At 39.2% G+C, this 17003-nt stretch carries 15 protein-coding genes and 1 pseudogene; 9 read left to right on the forward strand and 7 right to left on the reverse strand.

All coding sequences use genetic code 11. The annotated features are described in order from the left end of the window. Positions 1-114 precede the first annotated feature (114 nt). The 4 genes and pseudogenes from SLP02_RS00125 to SLP02_RS00140 all read left to right on the forward strand — a co-directional run bounded on the left by SLP02_RS00125 (position 115) and on the right by SLP02_RS00140 (position 3568). A complete protein-coding gene (locus SLP02_RS00125; protein ID WP_319418630.1) occupies positions 115-1314 on the forward strand; it encodes a response regulator in 1200 nt (399 codons plus the stop codon). Between the two features lie 191 nt (positions 1315-1505). After that, positions 1506-1869: pseudogene (locus tag SLP02_RS00130) on the forward strand (response regulator transcription factor). A gap of 368 nt (positions 1870-2237) precedes the next feature. Continuing rightward, positions 2238-2660, forward strand: a complete 423-nt coding sequence (locus SLP02_RS00135) for a hypothetical protein (protein ID WP_319418632.1) — start codon at positions 2238-2240, stop codon at positions 2658-2660. A gap of 350 nt (positions 2661-3010) precedes the next feature. Beyond that, a complete protein-coding gene (locus tag SLP02_RS00140) occupies positions 3011-3568 on the forward strand; it encodes a transaldolase family protein (protein WP_413467296.1) in 558 nt (185 codons plus the stop codon). A gap of 119 nt (positions 3569-3687) precedes the next feature. On the opposite strand, the gene ctpB is transcribed toward SLP02_RS00140, so the two are convergent. The 3 genes from ctpB to SLP02_RS00155 all read right to left on the reverse strand — a co-directional run bounded on the left by ctpB (position 3688) and on the right by SLP02_RS00155 (position 6173). After that, the gene (gene ctpB, locus SLP02_RS00145) at positions 3688-5025 is read right to left on the reverse strand and encodes a carboxyl-terminal processing protease CtpB (RefSeq protein WP_319418634.1); all 1338 of its coding nucleotides are present in this window, start codon (positions 5023-5025) and stop codon (positions 3688-3690) included. 281 nt (positions 5026-5306) lie between these two features. Beyond that, positions 5307-5744: an NUDIX hydrolase gene (locus SLP02_RS00150; RefSeq protein ID WP_319418635.1), complete on the reverse strand. Its 438-nt coding sequence runs from the start codon at positions 5742-5744 to the stop codon at positions 5307-5309. Positions 5745-5783: 39 nt separating this feature from the next. Then, positions 5784-6173, reverse strand: a complete 390-nt coding sequence (locus tag SLP02_RS00155; protein WP_319418636.1) for a hypothetical protein — start codon at positions 6171-6173, stop codon at positions 5784-5786. Positions 6174-6294: 121 nt separating this feature from the next. On the opposite strand from SLP02_RS00155, the gene folD reads away from it, so the two are divergent. After that, positions 6295-7170: a bifunctional methylenetetrahydrofolate dehydrogenase/methenyltetrahydrofolate cyclohydrolase FolD gene (gene folD, locus SLP02_RS00160; protein ID WP_319418637.1), complete on the forward strand. Its 876-nt coding sequence runs from the start codon at positions 6295-6297 to the stop codon at positions 7168-7170. 56 nt (positions 7171-7226) lie between these two features. Continuing rightward, positions 7227-7508 (forward strand): hypothetical protein, encoded by a 282-nt coding sequence (locus tag SLP02_RS00165; protein ID WP_319418638.1) that lies wholly within the window; start codon positions 7227-7229, stop codon positions 7506-7508. Between the two features lie 55 nt (positions 7509-7563). On the opposite strand, the gene SLP02_RS00170 is transcribed toward SLP02_RS00165, so the two are convergent. Further along, on the reverse strand, positions 7564-7890 hold the full coding sequence (locus SLP02_RS00170; RefSeq protein ID WP_319418639.1) for an STAS domain-containing protein: 327 nt from the start codon (positions 7888-7890) through the stop codon (positions 7564-7566). 217 nt (positions 7891-8107) lie between these two features. On the opposite strand from SLP02_RS00170, the gene crtO reads away from it, so the two are divergent. Together crtO and SLP02_RS00180 are read left to right on the forward strand one after the other, a co-directional pair. Continuing rightward, complete coding sequence (crtO, locus tag SLP02_RS00175) at positions 8108-9790, forward strand: beta-carotene ketolase CrtO (protein WP_319418640.1); 1683 nt, start codon at positions 8108-8110, stop codon at positions 9788-9790. 39 nt (positions 9791-9829) lie between these two features. Further along, positions 9830-10366 (forward strand): hypothetical protein, encoded by a 537-nt coding sequence (locus tag SLP02_RS00180; RefSeq protein WP_319418641.1) that lies wholly within the window; start codon positions 9830-9832, stop codon positions 10364-10366. 129 nt (positions 10367-10495) lie between these two features. Here SLP02_RS00180 and SLP02_RS00185 read toward each other — a convergent pair whose 3' ends face one another. Then, the gene (locus SLP02_RS00185; RefSeq protein ID WP_319418642.1) at positions 10496-11656 is read right to left on the reverse strand and encodes a class I SAM-dependent methyltransferase; all 1161 of its coding nucleotides are present in this window, start codon (positions 11654-11656) and stop codon (positions 10496-10498) included. A gap of 188 nt (positions 11657-11844) precedes the next feature. Here SLP02_RS00185 and SLP02_RS00190 point away from each other — a divergent pair, with 188 nt between their 5' ends. Further along, complete coding sequence (locus tag SLP02_RS00190; RefSeq protein ID WP_319418643.1) at positions 11845-13626, forward strand: fatty acyl-AMP ligase; 1782 nt, start codon at positions 11845-11847, stop codon at positions 13624-13626. 122 nt (positions 13627-13748) lie between these two features. Here SLP02_RS00190 and SLP02_RS00195 read toward each other — a convergent pair whose 3' ends face one another. Together SLP02_RS00195 and SLP02_RS00200 are read right to left on the reverse strand one after the other, a co-directional pair. Beyond that, the gene (locus SLP02_RS00195; protein WP_319418644.1) at positions 13749-15485 is read right to left on the reverse strand and encodes a diflavin flavoprotein; all 1737 of its coding nucleotides are present in this window, start codon (positions 15483-15485) and stop codon (positions 13749-13751) included. Positions 15486-15858: 373 nt separating this feature from the next. Next, positions 15859-16986 carry an aldo/keto reductase gene (locus SLP02_RS00200; RefSeq protein ID WP_319418645.1) on the reverse strand — a complete coding sequence of 376 codons (1128 nt, stop codon included), beginning with the start codon at positions 16984-16986 and terminating at the stop codon, positions 15859-15861. Between the last annotated feature and the right edge of the window lie 17 nt (positions 16987-17003).

A 17003-nucleotide genomic window follows, 5' to 3' on the forward strand; every position in this document is an offset into this window, starting at 1 on the left:
TGATGAAAAGTAACTACACCTAAATATTTACTAAAAAGTCCTTATTTCAACCGCAATAATGTTGAGCAGCATTTTGTTAGTAAACTGCGATTACTTTATACGAGGAAGTTTATAATGACGACTGCCAAAACTGAAGCTGGTTATACTCAAACTCATATTCAACACTTTACGGCTACTAAACAAATTGAACTTTTTGAGTCTCTCAAAGAATCTCGGTTTAGCGGTCAGTTAGTCATCTCCGATACTCAAAATCGTACTTGGGTATTTTATCTGTATTTAGGGCGTATTGTATACGCTAGCGGCGGGATACATCCCGTTAGAAGATGGAGAAGACACGTTGTTGCTTATTGTCCAGAAAGATTAGCTCATGTCGAAGAAATTCAGTTAGCTCTAGCTAATATTGCCCAAGAAGAATCTAGAATTTCTTGGGAATATCAGCTTTTATCAGTTTGGATCGATCAAAACAAAATCAGTCGCGATCAGGCTACAAAAGCAATTACGGCTACGGTAATTGAAATTTTGTTTGATGTGACCCAAGCAATGGATGTGACTTGTAAATCAATCGAAGACAATTTACTAACCAATAGGTTAATTTTGATCGATGCCGAACAAGTTATCAAAGAAGCAAACAAGCTGTATTCAGCTTGGCAAGATGCTAAGATAGCAGACCGTCCTGATATGGCTCCCATTATTCGTCAGCCAGAAGCCTTACAAAAAAGAACTTCTGCCCAAGTTTATCAAAATCTGACTCACTTGTTGGATGGTCAACAAAGTCTGCGGGATCTAAGTGTGCGGATGAAGCGAGACGTAGTTACCGTAACTCGCTCATTGCTGCCATATATTCAGCTAGGTCTAGTGCAGCTAGGTGAAATTGACGATATTGCGCCTCCTGTATCTACGCCAGTTGCTCAACAACTATTTAAAACAAAAACTCCTCGTCGTGTAACCATTGCCTGTATTGATGACAGTCCAGTTGTCTGTAAAATAATGGAGAGCATTATTACCGAGGCTGGATACCAATTTGTGCAGGAAATGGATGGCTTGAGAGCGATCGCGGTTTTGCTCAGTCGTAAACCAGATTTGATTTTTTTAGATCTAGTCATGCCAAATACTAACGGCTATGAAATTTGTTCCCAGCTACGCCAACTGTCTTTTTTTAAAAGCACTCCCATCGTCATTCTTACAGGTAATGATGGCATTGTCGATCGAGTTAGAGCCAAAATGGTAGGCTCAACAGATTTTTTGGCTAAACCTGCTCAACCAGAACAGGTTTTAGAAACTATTAATAAATATGTAGTCCAGAAGAAAAATTAAGCGAACAATATTTCTTCAGCAAGAAGCTTGCTGTTTGGCAAAAGAAAATATTAAGCAGTTTTTACTTATTGTTAATTTGATTCTATTAAAGGGAACTATATGTATTGTCCACAAAAAAATTAATCTTTTGAATTTAAAAGTAGGAAACGACAACCGCTCAAAATTATTAATAACTGGGAATAACAATTATTATGGGATATACATTGATTGTTGATGACTCGGCTACGGAGAGCTCGATTATTACAGGGTGTTTAAAAGAAGTTGAAATTAATATATCCGTTGCTTTGAGTGGAGAAAAAGCATTAGAAAAAATTGAGCATAATTGTCCTGATTTAATTGTCTTAGATATCGTTCTACCAAGACGTAGCAGTTTTGAGATTTTTCGCCAACTCGAAACCTCGAAAAATACTAGTAAAATACCGATTATTCTTTGTTCTACCAAGGGTACGGAAATGGATAAATTCTGCGGCAAAATAGCAGGGTGCTGATGTTTATATTCCTAATCCAATAGATCGAGAAGAATTAATTCATACAGTGAAAAAATTGATTTATTAGAGGCGTTTTCACCAAGAAAAACTAAGATAAAAAATCTAGGTAGTGTCAAAGAGGTAATGAAGCATTATAGTAATGTACAAAGTACCAGATAGCACCTAGATGATTCTCCAACGATTTAGAAAACGATAAAGTGTCTTGGCGAGCATTCCCTAAGCGATCGCTTATTAAAAATAAAAGAAATTGAGTCAGCAGTTGATAATAACAATTTCGAGATAGCTAAAACACTTAGTTTAGAATTTATTAATAAGTTTGGCTCAGAAACCACAGCAAAACATAATTTAGAAAATCATATTCAGCCTCTTTTAGAACGTCAAATTTGGCAAACTCAAAACTGGCAAGAAATAGTCGTAAAAACCGAACAAATTTGGTTGGAACAACAGAATATTGATTCTCTACATAACTGGGCGATCGCTAGCTATTATCTTTCTCAGATAGATTCAAACAAGTTAGGCTATTTTGTAATTGCTTGGTTAACAGCTTTAGCCAATATAGACTCAGATCCTAGCTTACAAAATGTTCCCTGGTTGGGAAGCAACTCTATAGATATCAAAGATGTTTCCGCCAAACTAAAGCAAGTATTAGAAAATACGATCAATGCTGTTAAAGATGAGGATATTGATAAGTATTTAAAACTACGAGATGTTTATCGTCGAGACATGGTGACATTATCTTTAATGCAGCAGAATAATTGTGGCATAAGAGTTAAGCAGCAATTGTTTATTCTTCCTGGCTATTATGAGCGTTTTCGTATTTTGCCGAACAACAAGCTATACAACTTGCTCAAAAGCTAGATGACAAAAAAATTAGTCTCCAGCAAGGATTAGATGAACTAAAAAAAGTACAGGATATTGACCGCAAAAATAATACTATCCTCAATCTAATTGAAACAGTCGAAATTCAACTAGAGCTAGAAAAAATAAATCGTGCTATGCAACAAGAATTCAAAGAAGGTGTTCAAATAGCAAAAAGATCGCGTCATGAAAAAGTTCGCTTTAGAGTTGCTGAAGTTTGTGTTGATATTATTTTAGAAAGCTCAAAGAGCGGTAGTTTGAACTATCAACAGATGAACTTTGCCCACACGAACCAGCATTTAGACCTGTTTACAGTCAGTTGGGAATTTATTAAGGAGAAAACCAAAATCATGAATAAACAATCGCCAACACCTAATCCTTATGATGTTTTAGAAGTTTCATCTGGAGCATCTAACAAAGAAATCACTGTCGCCTTTGCCATGGCAATGAAGCGTCGTCAATATCCACCAGATGCGATCGCTCTTGCTCGTAAAAGTTTAATGAATCCCGAAGAGAGGATTATTGCCGATTATTTACGTCCTATTATCGGTACTGTTAAACGTTTTAAACGCAGCGATCTATTTGCTTTAGATAGACTAGCACCCAAGCTAGAATTTTTATCAGAATTTGATTGTTTAGATAGTGCGATCGCCTACGTAAACCGTGCCACCAGGCTTTTAGGAGATGGTTTAGCACTGGTCAGAGAAATGTCTGATCTACTCAAACACAGCAATACGGAAATTCTGGCAGCTAGCCTTAAGTCTCCTGAAGAAGCTGCTGCGACCCTGCAAGCAGGAGCGCATCACCTCACCGTTCCTATGTCAATTTTACAGGCAATGGCAACTCATGATTTATCAGATAAGACCGTAACTGAGTTTCTAGATAAGGGAATCGGTATTTCTATTTAGAGACAAAATTACAGGCGCACTTAGGCATATAATCGCGAAGGACTTGTCCGTTTATCCTTATGGAAAAAGGGCGTGACCTCCGCATCTAAGAGTTTGATATTTTATTTTCTAGAGTTACCTTACTTAGGACTAGCAACAGGAGCAGCGTTTTTAGTTTTGCTAATAAACTCATTTTGTAAAATTGCTACTGCTCTTGAATATTGAGGATCTGCGTCTGTACCAATCAAGCTGGGATTAATACTTAAATCAGTTTGCTGCTGACGATTTAAATCCACTGTAATATTTGGAGCAATACCTTTTTTATTGATGTCTACACCATTGGGAGGATAGTAGTGAGCAATAGTCACTGCTAAACCAGAACCATCGGAAAGAGAATGAACTGACTGTACTGTACCCTTACCATAAGTGCGACTACCTACAAGCTTGGCTCGATGATTTTGTTTTAAAGCTCCTGCTAAAATCTCGCTGGCACTGGCAGAGTAGCCATCAACTAGCACTACTAAAGGCAAATCAGTTAATGCTTTACCATTAGCTGCAAATTTATCGTTACCACCTTTGCGATCTATGGTAGAAACAATTGCTCCTTTTTCCATCCACAAACGGGCAATTTCTACACCAGAAAACAGTAAGCCTCCTGGATTTCCCCGCAGATCTAAGACAAAGCCAGAGGCTTGCTTAGAACTTAAATCTTGGATCGCTTTCTGCATTTGTTCTGCTGCGTGGGAGCTAAATTCATCTAGCTTGATATACCCTACTTTGGAGTTTCGTTCTTGATTAAGAGCGTAGCTAACCGAAGGAAGTTCAATTTGCGCTCTGGCAATGGCTACATCAAAAGTTGGCTTTTCTGGACGAGCTATGGTTAATTTTACTTGGGTACCGACTTCACCCTTGATTTCTGCCGAAGCTTGTTCTAACGACATTGATTTTGTCGGCTTGCCATTAATGCTTTGTATATAGTCTCCTGCTTTTAATCCCGCTCTGCTTGCTGGTGAATTTGGAATAGGTTCAACCACAACTAGCTTATTAGTTTTTTTGTCCGTTCCCAAACGAATACCAATACCTGATAATTCTCCTGAAGTTTGGCTAGTTAGTTCTGCGTATTCCTCTGGATCTAAAAATCTGGTGTAGGGATCGCCCAAATCTTTGAGAGATTTACGAATAGCCTGATATGCAGCTTTATTATCACTATATTTATTTTTTAATAATTGTTGACGCTGAATTTTCCAGTCAATATGGTTAAAGTCAGGATCTACATATTCGCTATTGATAATCTGCCATACTTCATCAACAACAGTTTTAGGGCTATTTTCTAAAGCGGCGGCTACAGGTGCAGTATTTTGGGGTATTAACAAAGAAGCTGTTGTCAAAGCAACGCCTAATGTAATAGTTCTTGAACAATGTTTTTTAAATCTTAGTGAGCTTAAAATAAAACCAAAACGCTTAGAAGAATAGTTCATGAGCTAGCTAAAGTAAGAAGGATGATTTTGATAAGTTACCCTGGAAGATGAGTTTCTAAACTTTCGATAAAATAGTATCTCAGTTATTTGGCAGAAATAGTAAAAATAGTGTTGATAGATGACTAAGATTTTAAAATCAGACTAACCTATTTACATCAGTATAACTGAAGTCTTTTTATACGATGCCAAAATAACTTCAAATTACTGCTCTGATATGTAGGTATAGCATCTTGCTGTTGTTACAGACTGAAAATAGTAGATTAGATATGCCTAACTTAAGATTAGGCGGCAATAAAATCAAGTATAATTTGGCGCGGGAGATCCCCTAAAGCTCTGAATTCTTTATTTTTTGGCGAATACCCGAAACCATTTTTTATCTCTGCCAAAGTCAATAAACCAAAATCATCCCCTTCGTTAAGTTCTAAATTATCTATTGTGACACAGAGGTGACAAGAAAAAACATAACGCGCGTATTTGTTGTCATTATAAGAATTAAACTTGGTTAATTGCTCAACGGGATAGTTAATCTCTTCGATTAATTCTCTTCTTAGTCCTGCTTCTGGATTTTCTCCTGGTTCTATATGACCTCCAAATAGTCCCCATACCCCTGGATAAATAATACTAGGAATGTTGTCTCGCAACTGCATCAAATACTTCCCGTCTTGATGAATTATCGCGATCGCTATTGGTATTAGATGCTGAACAGAGCGATCGCTCATAAAACTTAGTTGATTGATAATTTATAATTATGGCATATACTATTGGCGATCGCTGCTTGGAGGCTTCAGCTGTTCTAATTCAACCACATAAAAGTCTCCTAATTCTTGTTTGGCAAATGGTAAACTTTGATAATTAATTTTCCCTTTGATGCTGATTAGCTGATTTATCTTTGGGGGAGTTTGAGACGTAACGACCCAGACTTTACCAGTGGCATCTTCTATTTGGTAGGCAGTTTGATCGATCAAAGGAGCCAAATGTACCACTTTTCCCGTCAGAAGTACGGTTTTGCCTATTTTCTTCGCGGAAATTTTTTGAACAGAAATCAATGATGCTTGACAACCAATTAAGCTACCTAGCAATATAATCCCAAGGCTAATCTGCTTGAATCTATCTGCAATTAATTTAGGTCTTAAATTGTCAACTAACATTTTTTCTCATCCATACAGATAATCAACATGGCGATTGGGTATGCTTCCTAAACGGAAGCACCCCTCGCCATCAAATTCCAGCTTAACTTTTTTGATTTTTATTTAATTTTAAAATTAGCCTATGTCTGCCTCAAACCCTCGTCTGCTAGATGGTAAAGCCTTAGCCAAAAAAATTCTGTCAGAATTAAAAATCAAAATTGACCAGTTCCAGCCAAAAATTGGTCGTCCTCCAGGTTTAGCAGTATTGATGGTGGGAGACAATCCTGCTAGTGCTGTTTATGTTCGTAATAAAGAAAAAGCCTGTCAAAAAGTGGGGATTGCGACCATGGGTCAGCATTTTACTGGCAATGCTACCCAAGCAGAATTAGAACAGGTAATTGCTCAATTAAACCAAGATGAGCGAGTAGACGGTATTTTGGTGCAGCTTCCTTTACCAAAGCATTTAGACTCTATTGCTTTACTGCGCTGTATAGATCCTGATAAAGATGCTGATGGTTTACATGAGGTGAATTTGGGTAAGCTGGTGCGTTCAGAGTCTGGTTTACGTAGCTGCACTCCTGCGGGGGTGATGAAGATTTTAAAAGAATATGATCTCAATCCTGCGGGCAAAAAAGCTGTAGTGATAGGCAGGAGTATTTTAGTCGGTAAGCCAGTGGCTTTAATGCTCTTAGAAGCAAACGCCACTGTTACTATTGCTCACTCTTATACCTCAGACTTGGGTGCAGTATGTCGTGAAGCAGATATTTTGGTTGCAGCAGCAGGCAGACCAGAAATGATTACCCGCGACATGATCAAACCTGGTGCAATAGTTATTGATGTGGGTATTAACCGAGTAGAAAAAGAGGGAAAATCAAAGTTAGTAGGTGATGTGGCTTTTGCTGAGGTTGCAGAACTAGCCAGCTATATAACTCCTGTTCCTGGAGGAATAGGTCCGATGACGGTAGCAATGCTGCTTAGTAATACAGTGCAAAGTTATGCTAAAAAGGCTAAAGATTAGTTATTTGACGTAAAAACGTAAATTCGTTTCGATGATACGTCTAATGTGAATTAGTGGTGACTTTTATATTGAGTGCATGGGTTTCGGTGCGGCTTGACCGTGAATGCCAAGACTCTAGTGAAACTTGGAGTCGTAAGCTAAATGATGCTGGTGAAATCTACAAATTAATTGAAAACGATAAAACCCCAGGATTCGATCTTTATGTAGGATCTAGAAGGGCTTGTGGTTATCTAGCAGATTTAAAAGGTAACGATTATTCTCTAATATCAAGATCAGATACTGCTTTATTAGTTTTGGGCTATTATCTACAGAGGAAACTTGAGTTACTTAGCTACTAAGAAAAAACAGAATTGCTTTTTAGTTTACATTAAGATTTCATAATCTTGTTCTGTATCATGCCGATTTATTCAACTGTTTGGTAAATTCTTCACGACTATCTAAAATAGCAAAGTATTTATCCATACTAGTTAATTCAAACAAAATCTTAATTTGTTCATTAATTGAGCATATAAAAAGACTGACATCAGCAGCTTGTAAAGTCTTCAAAGCTTTTACCAAAGCTCCTAAACCAGAACTATCCATAAACGTGACTTCCTTAAAGTCAACTAGAATAGTGTGTACACCACTTTCTACACTTTGGTCAATTTGGTATTGAAAATCTGCTGCTTTGGTGCCGTCAAAAATACCTATAGGTTCAATTATTTGAACAATAGAATTCATATATTAAAAGTAGTTTAATCTTGTCAAGACAAAAGTAAGTATAACAAAATAATCGAATTTATAACAGAGAAAAACTTAATATGCAATACGCAAAATGGCATATTTATCTCTAAGCTTTTTCTATTAGCATTGCAAATTAATTGTCTAGATTATTCTTTGTTACCTTGATAATAAGTAATCAAGAGATAATTTAGACAAAAAAGGAATTATAAATTTAATGGAAGCGTATGATGCGATCGCCATTGGTGCTGGTCATAATGGATTAGTCTGTGCTGCATACCTACTAAATGCTGGTTACAGCGTCCTGTTGTTAGAGAAGCGTCCTGTACCTGGAGGGGCAGCAACTACCGAAGAAGCAATTCCCGAAGAAGCTCCAGGATTTAAGTTTAATCTATGTGCTATTGACCATGAGTTTATTTTTCTTGGTCCTATTATTGAAGAATTGCAGCTAAATAAATATGGCTTGAAGTATCTTAGCTGCGATCCTCATACTTTTTGTCCCCACCCAGACGGTAAATACTTTTTGGCACATCAAGATTTAGCTAAAACTCAAGCAGCGATCGCCCGTTACAGCGAACGAGATGCAGCTAAATACGTTGAGTTTATTGGTTATTGGTCAAAATTAATGAGTGCGATCGCGCCTTTTTTTAATGCTCCACCTCAGTCTATCTTCGGTATTGCTAAAGGCTATAAAGGCAAAAATCTAGCAGATATTTTGGCGATCGCAGGCTCTAAAGATAAGGCGTTAAACTTTATCCGCACCATGATTACCGCTCCAGAGGATCTGCTCAATGAATACTTTGATACTGAACTTGTCAAAGCTCCCCTGGCTAGGTTGGCAGCCGAAATTGGCGCACCGCCTTCCCAAAAAGGCATTACCGCAGGTTTAATGATGTTGGCGATGCGTCATCACCCAGGCATGGCTCGCCCTCAAGGTGGCACAGGAGCATTAACCCAGGCTTTAGTTAGGTTAGTCACCGCTAAAGGTGGCAAAATATTAACCGAACAAATGGTCAAAGAAGTGATCGTCGAAGATAACCGCGCTGTTGGGGTAAGAGTAGCTGGGGGCAAGGAATATCGAGCTAATAAAGCCGTAATTTCTAATATTGATGTCCGTCGGCTGTTTTTACAGCTAATCGATCGAGATGCAGTTAAGCCAGATTTAAGAGAAAAAGTCGATCGCCGTATTACCAACAACAACGAAACCATACTCAAAATCGACTGTGCTTTATCCGAAGCTCCCAAGTTTACAGCATATCAGGACGATAACAATGAGCATTTAATCGGTACTGTGTTAATTGCCGACTCCGTAGCCCATGTTGAACAGGCACACTCTTTAGCCACCATGGGACAAATTCCTGATGCCAACCCGTCGATGTATCTAGATATTCCCTCTGTTTTAGATCCTACCCTCGCCCCAGAAGGGAAGCATACCCTTTGGATTGAATTTTTTGCGCCCTATCAAATAGCTGGCAAGGAAAATACTGGTTTATACGGCACTGGCTGGACAGATGAACTAAAAAACCAAGTCGCCGATAACGTTATTGATAAGCTTGCCGACTATGCCCCTAATATCAAAGATTCAATCATTGCCCGTCGGGTAGAAAGTCCCGCCGAGTTGGGAGAAAGATTAGGTTCATACAAGGGCAATTATTATCATTTAGATATGACCTTGGATCAAATGATCTTCTTACGTCCTCTGCCAGAAATTGCCAACTATACTACCCCAATTAAAAACCTTTATCTTACAGGGGCAGGAACTCACCCAGGAGGATCGATTTCGGGGATGCCAGGACGCAATTGCGCCCGCGTATTTCTCAATCAGCAACAGCCTCTAGTTAAGGCACAACAGTCGGTTAATTCTCTGTTGCGATCGCTTTTAGGCATCAATGAAACATGATCATCACGGTATATACTCGTAGATATTTTAAAAATACTTATGATAAGTACATCCAAACTCTTTTCTCGACGAAATTTCCAGAGAATTTCCTTAGCTACGGCTACTTTAGGTTTTGCGATCGCTCTCAATAGCTGCGGAACACAACAATCAGATCAATATGAGGCAACCGCCACATCTAAAATTACTTGGGCAGTAAACTACTCTAACGATCCATCGGGGGATAAGCAATCTAAAATTGAGGAGTTTGAATCGGTTTCTTTAGTTAACCGTAACGGAGAAAAGCCAGACGGCGCAGTATATCAAGATGACAAAGGCATTTGGTGGCCCAAAGAACCTCCTAAGCCTACTCTTGATGAAATAGAAGCAAAACAAAAAAGACCCACTGATAAAATTGGCAAACCTGAACGACTGCGAGAGGTCGAATATCGAGTCAAGTTTGACCAAGATGGAGAAAGATTGAATTTACCAACTAATTATGATGTTTATCGACAGGTAGTCAAAGCTTATCCTGATACGCCTTTAACTTTTACTATGGGACTGAATAACGGTTCGGTAACTAAAGCTACTCCTCAGTAAGTAGTTGGACAAAATTAAATTCAAGGTTGATGCTCAAAGTTAGAGGTCAGAGGTCAGAGGTCAGAAGTCAGAAGTCAGTAATAATTAACTGTAGTTCTTTCTGTCCATGTACTTAACAGAATTGATGATTTATAACATTGGTGGCATGGTTAGACCTTGAAGCGATCGCTCGTCCTTTAAATTTTTACCCTGAATTAATACTCCAAATCCACCCAAACCTGTAGGATCGATTAATTGATGTAGAGCATCACGGCGTTTAAATATTTCTGTGATCTCATATTTACCGCTAGAAAGGTCATTTAGGCGATCGCCCAGACCTAAAGCCATCAAAAATAATCCCTGTTGAGTAAAGCCTAAAGTTTTTAGATTACATAACTCTCCTTGGCGTTGCAAGGCAGTAAAATCTACATGAGCCGTAATGTCTTGATGACCTAAATTAGCGTAGGGATTGTTGTGACGACGATGTTGATAATAACATTGAAGAGTTCCTTGGCTACGGGCAGGGCGATAATATTTATCTGCGGTATAGCCATAGTCCACAGTCAAGATATATCCTCGTTTTAGTTTAGCTGCTATTGTTTTTAGCCAGTCAAGAGCCTGAAGATTGATTTCGGTATAGTAATCCTGGGGGTATTGTGGTTCTAGTAAATCAATATTTACTAAATCTAGATATTCAGCTAATCTGGCTGTAGAGAGAGAATCAATAGTTTCGCTTAGTCGATCTTGCTCTAAGCTTAAATATACTTCCTGTAACCGATTTTGACTTTTGGTTATTCGATGTACGGGAAAAGCATCTACTAATTCATTGGCAAAAAAGCACCCCGTAATACTCTCACTGCTGATATCTGACCAATTTTGCCAACTAAGTTGAGTAAATTTATTTTCAGCCAAACGTTTTTGCTGTACTCTAGTTAAGGCAGTGGATTCTTCGACAATAATATATTTTAAAGTCTTAGTTAAATCAGCTTCACTTTCTTGCAGATAAAGCAGAATATCCTGAGCAAGTTCACCATTACCTGCGCCCATTTCCACGAGATAAAAAGGATCGGGACAGCCTAAATTTGTCCACATCTGCTTAAATTGAATTGCCAATAACTCGCCAAAATCTTTGCCCAGAGAAGAGGATGTAAAAAAATCTCCTTGGGCACCGATGGTTACTGTTCCCGAATTGTAGTAACCATACTGCTGATGATATAAAGCCAACGCCATATATTCAGCAAAAGTGATTTGTTGTTTTGGGGAACTTTTAATTTTGGCAATAAGAATTTCGCGTAATTCTTGAGAGATCATTAGCAATCAGTAATTATTAATCAGACTATTATCAAGGTGTCACATCTGTACTCGGATCTGCTTTTGATTGATGTAAGCTGTGGAAGAATTTATATTATTATCTGACAAAATTACCCTTTGAGTAACATATACTCGCATTTTGAATAAATAAGATATGGTGTAAATTGATTTTAAACAATCAAAAGTGAATGAGTGGTTTAAGAAATAAAATTAAAGCAGCTACCCTAGTCGATATCCTCCGTAATCAGGCTGACGAAAAGCCTCATCAAACTGTATATAATTACTTGATTGATGGCGAAACAGAAGAAGCTAGCCTTACCTATGGTCAGTTAGAAAAGAAGGCAAAAGCGATCGCTGCCTATCTTCAATCTGTATGTTCTCCTCAAGATCGGGTTTTATTGCTATACCCCTCTAGCTTAGACTATATTACTGCTTTTTTTGGTTGCCTTTATGCTGGAGTAATTGCTATTCCCGCTTATCCCCCCAGACCTAACCGCTCCTTAAACCGCATTCATAATATTTTGCAAAATGCCCAGACTAATCTGGCGTTGACCAATACCGAAACACTATACGGTCTTCAGCGTCAATTAGAAAATACCACAGAGCTACAAAGCTTACACTGGATCGCGACAGATACAATCAACAATGATTTGGGGCAAAATTGGCGCGAACCAAACATTTCTGAAGATAGTATCGCCTTTTTACAATATACCTCTGGTTCAACGGCAGAACCGAAAGGGGTCAAGATTGCTTATCGAAACTTGCTACACAACATGGAGGCAATCCATCGCTGCTTTAGGCACTCTCCTGAAAGCAACGGGGTAATTTGGCTACCTCCGTATCATGATATGGGTCTAATTGGCGGTATTCTCCAGCCTCTTTATGGCGATTTTCCTGTGACCTTAATGTCGCCGTTGATGTTTTTACAAAATCCTCTACGTTGGCTCAAGGCAATTTCTCGCTGTAAAGCTACCACTAGTGGCGGTCCTAATTTTGCCTACGATCTTTGTGTACGCAAATTTAAACCAGAACAGCTAACGGACTTGGATCTTAGTAGTTGGCAAGTAGCATTTAATGGTGCAGAGCCAATCAATCATGAAACTCTCAATAAATTCGCCGCTACTTTTGCACCCTATGGTTTTAAATATTCTGCTTTTTATCCCTGCTATGGCATGGCAGAAGCCACTTTAATTATCTCAGGTGGTTCAAAAAACGCAGCAGTAGTCACCAAAACCGTGCAGGGAAAAGCTTTAGAACAAAATCAAATTGTGCTTGCCGATATGAACGAACCTCACCCCCATACTTTAGTAAGCTGTGGGATGGGTTTAAACGATCAAAAAATTGCGATCGCCAATCCTGAAACTATGGTTAGCTGTCAGCCAGGAGAAGTAGGCGAAATTTGGGTATCTGGCTCTAGTATTGCCCAAGGCTATTGGCGACAACCCCAAATAACTAAAGAAACTTTTGCAGCCTATCTTCAAGATACTAAAGAAGGACCTTTCTTACGTACAGGTGATTTAGGCTTTATCGATCGAGGGGAATTATTTTTTACTGGTCGTCTCAAGGATATGATTGTGATCAAAGGTCGCAATCACTATCCCCAAGACATAGAAAAAACCGTTGAAGATACCAACTCTTGGATAAGACCAAGCTGCGTTGCTAGTTTTTCCGTCAATATTCAAGGAGAAGAGAAACTTATTGTTTTAGCTGAGGTTGAGCGTCGTTACTGGAGTAGCAATCGCTCTGTTAAAACTGCTTCAAATGGTAGTTCTTCCGCCAACGAAATGATTAATGTTAAAGATTTAATCCAAATCATTCGACGAGAGATTTCTAAAAATCACGACTTACAGGTATACACTACCCTTTTGCTCAAGCCTGGTAGTCTACCTAAAACCTCTAGCGGTAAAATTCAACGTCATGCTTGTCGTACCGAATTTCTTGCCAATACTATAGAAGGTTTACCCGTTTAGAGTTTGCCATCTACTTAACGTGAGTTTGGGTTAACAAGATTAGTCTGTTGAGGTAGCTTAACTAAAAGCTAATAGCTGATAGCTTTTAGCCATAAATTTAAACAAAGCCAATTTACATTAAGTTAATAATGAGTTCCTGATTTACGGTGATGAATTGCTGTTACAGCATCAGACTGGAATACTTTTCCTTGTTCGGCAACAGCATAAATTAACCAATGATCTCCGCATTCCATACGATTAGCAACCTGACACTCTACATAAGCCAGAGTATCGCTTAAGATAGGACAGCCATTGGTGGCTTCTTGTGTGGCTACCCCTTCAAAACGATCTTCACCTGGAGCAAAAGGCTTGAGGAAGTGTTTCATTAAGCTAATGTGTTTTCCTTCAGGTAAAACATTTAGGACAAAGTTGTTGCCCGTATACAGTAAAGACTCGATCGCTCTTTCTTTGGCTACAGCGACGGTTAAACCAGGAGGATTAAAGGTGGCTTGAGATACCCAAGAAGCTAACATTGCTCCCGACACTTCTGATTTTTTGGTAGTGACAATACACATTGAACCTACCAGCCTACCTACCGCTTGCTCTGTACGATCGACATCGGCGGTAATTCCCTGAGCTTTTCTGACTTTTTGGCGATCGCGTTTGGCTTTTTTTAGAGCTTGAGCAAAATCTGTTCCTGCTTCTTCACAGGTTTTTAACACGGCATCGGTAGGGGTAAATTTAACGCGAATAGGTTCAAAACCGAACCTGTAACCAGCGTTACGAAATTTGGTTTCTAATAAGTCTACAGCTTCGCCACTCCAGCCAAAAGAACCAAATGCTCCTGCTAGCTGAGTTTTGGCGGCATTAGCCAGTACAATTCCTAAAGCTGACTGTATTTGAGTAGGAGCATGACCTCCCAAGGTAGGCGAACCCATAATAAAGCCCGCAGACTTGTCTACCGCCGATTTTATTTCCTCTGCTTTGGCGGATTCGGCATTAATCGATTCTACCGCTACTCCCGCTTTAGTAATGCCTCTGGCGATCGCACCAGCAATAGTAGCAGTGTTACCATAAGCAGAAGCATAGATTAAAGCCACGTTTAGTTCTAGTTCGTTTTGCTGTTGCGCCCAGGTACGATAATCTTCTGTCAATTCAATTAGACTATATCTAACTAATGAACCGTGGGCAGTAGCATAGACACGGGCAGGTTTATCGGCAATTTTATCTAAGCTAGCAATAACTTGACGAGCATGGGGAGCCATTAGACAATCAAAGTAATAACGGCGATCTTCTAAATCTACTGCCCAACCTTCGTCAAAAATGCGCTCGCCACATACATGACAGCCAAACAGCTTATCAGTATAAAGAACCTCCGTTATGCGATCGTAAGTACAAAGATGGTCGGGATAACGAGGATTTTGGGTAGGAATAAATTCTAAAATATGCCCTTGACCAAGATCTAAAGTCTCCTCCCCTTTGATGACTTTCAACTTTAATTCTTGTTCTGCCCAAATTTTACGCAGAGATACTGCACCTGGATTGGAACAGACAATCGTAATTTGGGGAGCAATTTTTAATAAAGCCTTGAGGGTGCTGGCGCGATTTGGGTTGATATGCCCTAAAATCACATAATCAATTGTTTTCGGGTCAATTCTTGCCTGTAGAGCATCAAGAAAAATAGTGGTAAAAGATTCCCCTGGCGGATCGAACAAAGCCGTTTTATCCCCTTCAATTAGATAGGAATTAGCAGTAGTTCCTTTTTGCAGAGCGTATTCAATTTCAAACTTAAGACGCTCCCAAGTACGCGATCGCAATACGCGGGTATTCGCAGCAATGGGAAATACCTGAACATCCTTGGCTTTATTTACAGAGGGCATGGTTTATTTATAGTGTCTTTATTATTTTTAACTTTAGTCTACCAAGTTAAGTTTTACGCTCGATGTGAATTAAAAAAGTCTTATTCTTACTCTTTTACAATTAGATTTATCTGTAAAAACCATATTTATTCCTGGGGGAACTTTCCCCCAGACCCAAGGTGCTGTGGGGCGAATGCATTCGCCCCTTTATAAGCGCCGTCCTGCTGGGGACGTGACGACCCTCCCCAGACCCCTTCCGTAAACTTAAACCCTGACTTTAACCTTAGCGAATTGTTTTTAATCATCTATCTAAATGGGTTGGAGAACTCAAACTTGTTACACTAAACCTCTCTAAATTCATCAATCCTGGGAAACTTTCAATTATTCTCCTTAACTATTCTGACCACAAACGGCGACGCTCTTTACCTTTCAACTGTTGATGAGTATCACGCAATAATCTAGGAATATCTAATTGTTCTGGACAACGAGGCAAACAATCACCACAGTCGGTACAGTTATTGCCCTTTTTACCTGGAAACCAATGTCCCGCATTTTCTAGCATTCGGTAACGGTATTGCCCATAGTCCTGCATATCGTAAGCAGTAGTTAGATTACGCAGTCTCAAGATCTCAGGAATATTAATTGTTTCAGGACAGGGTAGACATTGATAACACTGACGACAAAGATCTGTAGCTAAAGTAGTTTCTAACTCTCGTTCTAGCTTGCTGAATACTGCTTTTTCTTCCTTCGTTAAAGAATAATCGGCATCAGCAACTTGCAGAGGGGTAACTAATTCTTCTGGAGTAGCAGCACCAACGCTCAGGGTTGTAATACGGCGATCGCTTAATAAAAAACGATAGTTTAATTCTAAAGCAGTAAAGGGAGAACATAGCTCGGCTAACTTTTGAGGAGGAGTATATAACTTACCCCCTTTATCAGCAGGAGAAATAATGAATATGCCCATGTCCTTGGCAGCAGCCAAGGCGATCGCTTTGGCATTCCTTTGAAAGAAATAATAGTAGTGCAGGTTAACAAACTCAAATAAATCAGTTTCGATTGCTGCCAAAATCAAGTCTAAACTGCCATGAGTCGAAAAGCCTAAATGTCTAATTTTTCCCTGTTTAATTGCCGTCTGTATCGCTGCTAGACAACCATTGGGCTTTATTGCCCATTCTAAATGTTCCCAGGTGTTAATACCGTGAATTGCCAGACAGTCTATATAATCGACTTGCAGCCTGGCTAATGACTCATCGATCTCCAGCTTAATTTTTTCTTTGTCCGTAGTGGGAGATAACTTGGTGGTGAGATAAATTTGCTCACGAGGAATAGCTAAATCTTGTAATGCTTGACCCAGGTATGCTTCGCTCTGACCGTATCCCTTTGCAGTTTCTAGATGATTAATCCCCAGCGCAACTGCACGGGCGACAGTTTGACGGCTGGTTTGGGGAGAAGCCAAACGCATTGTCCCCAAAGAAAACACCGATAAATTAAGCTTAGTTTTACCAAACCATCGCTGTCGCATAAATATGACTCGCTACT

Origin of the sequence: Pleurocapsa sp. FMAR1 (assembly GCF_963665995.1) — a bacterium.
Taxonomy (GTDB): domain Bacteria; phylum Cyanobacteriota; class Cyanobacteriia; order Cyanobacteriales; family Xenococcaceae; genus Waterburya.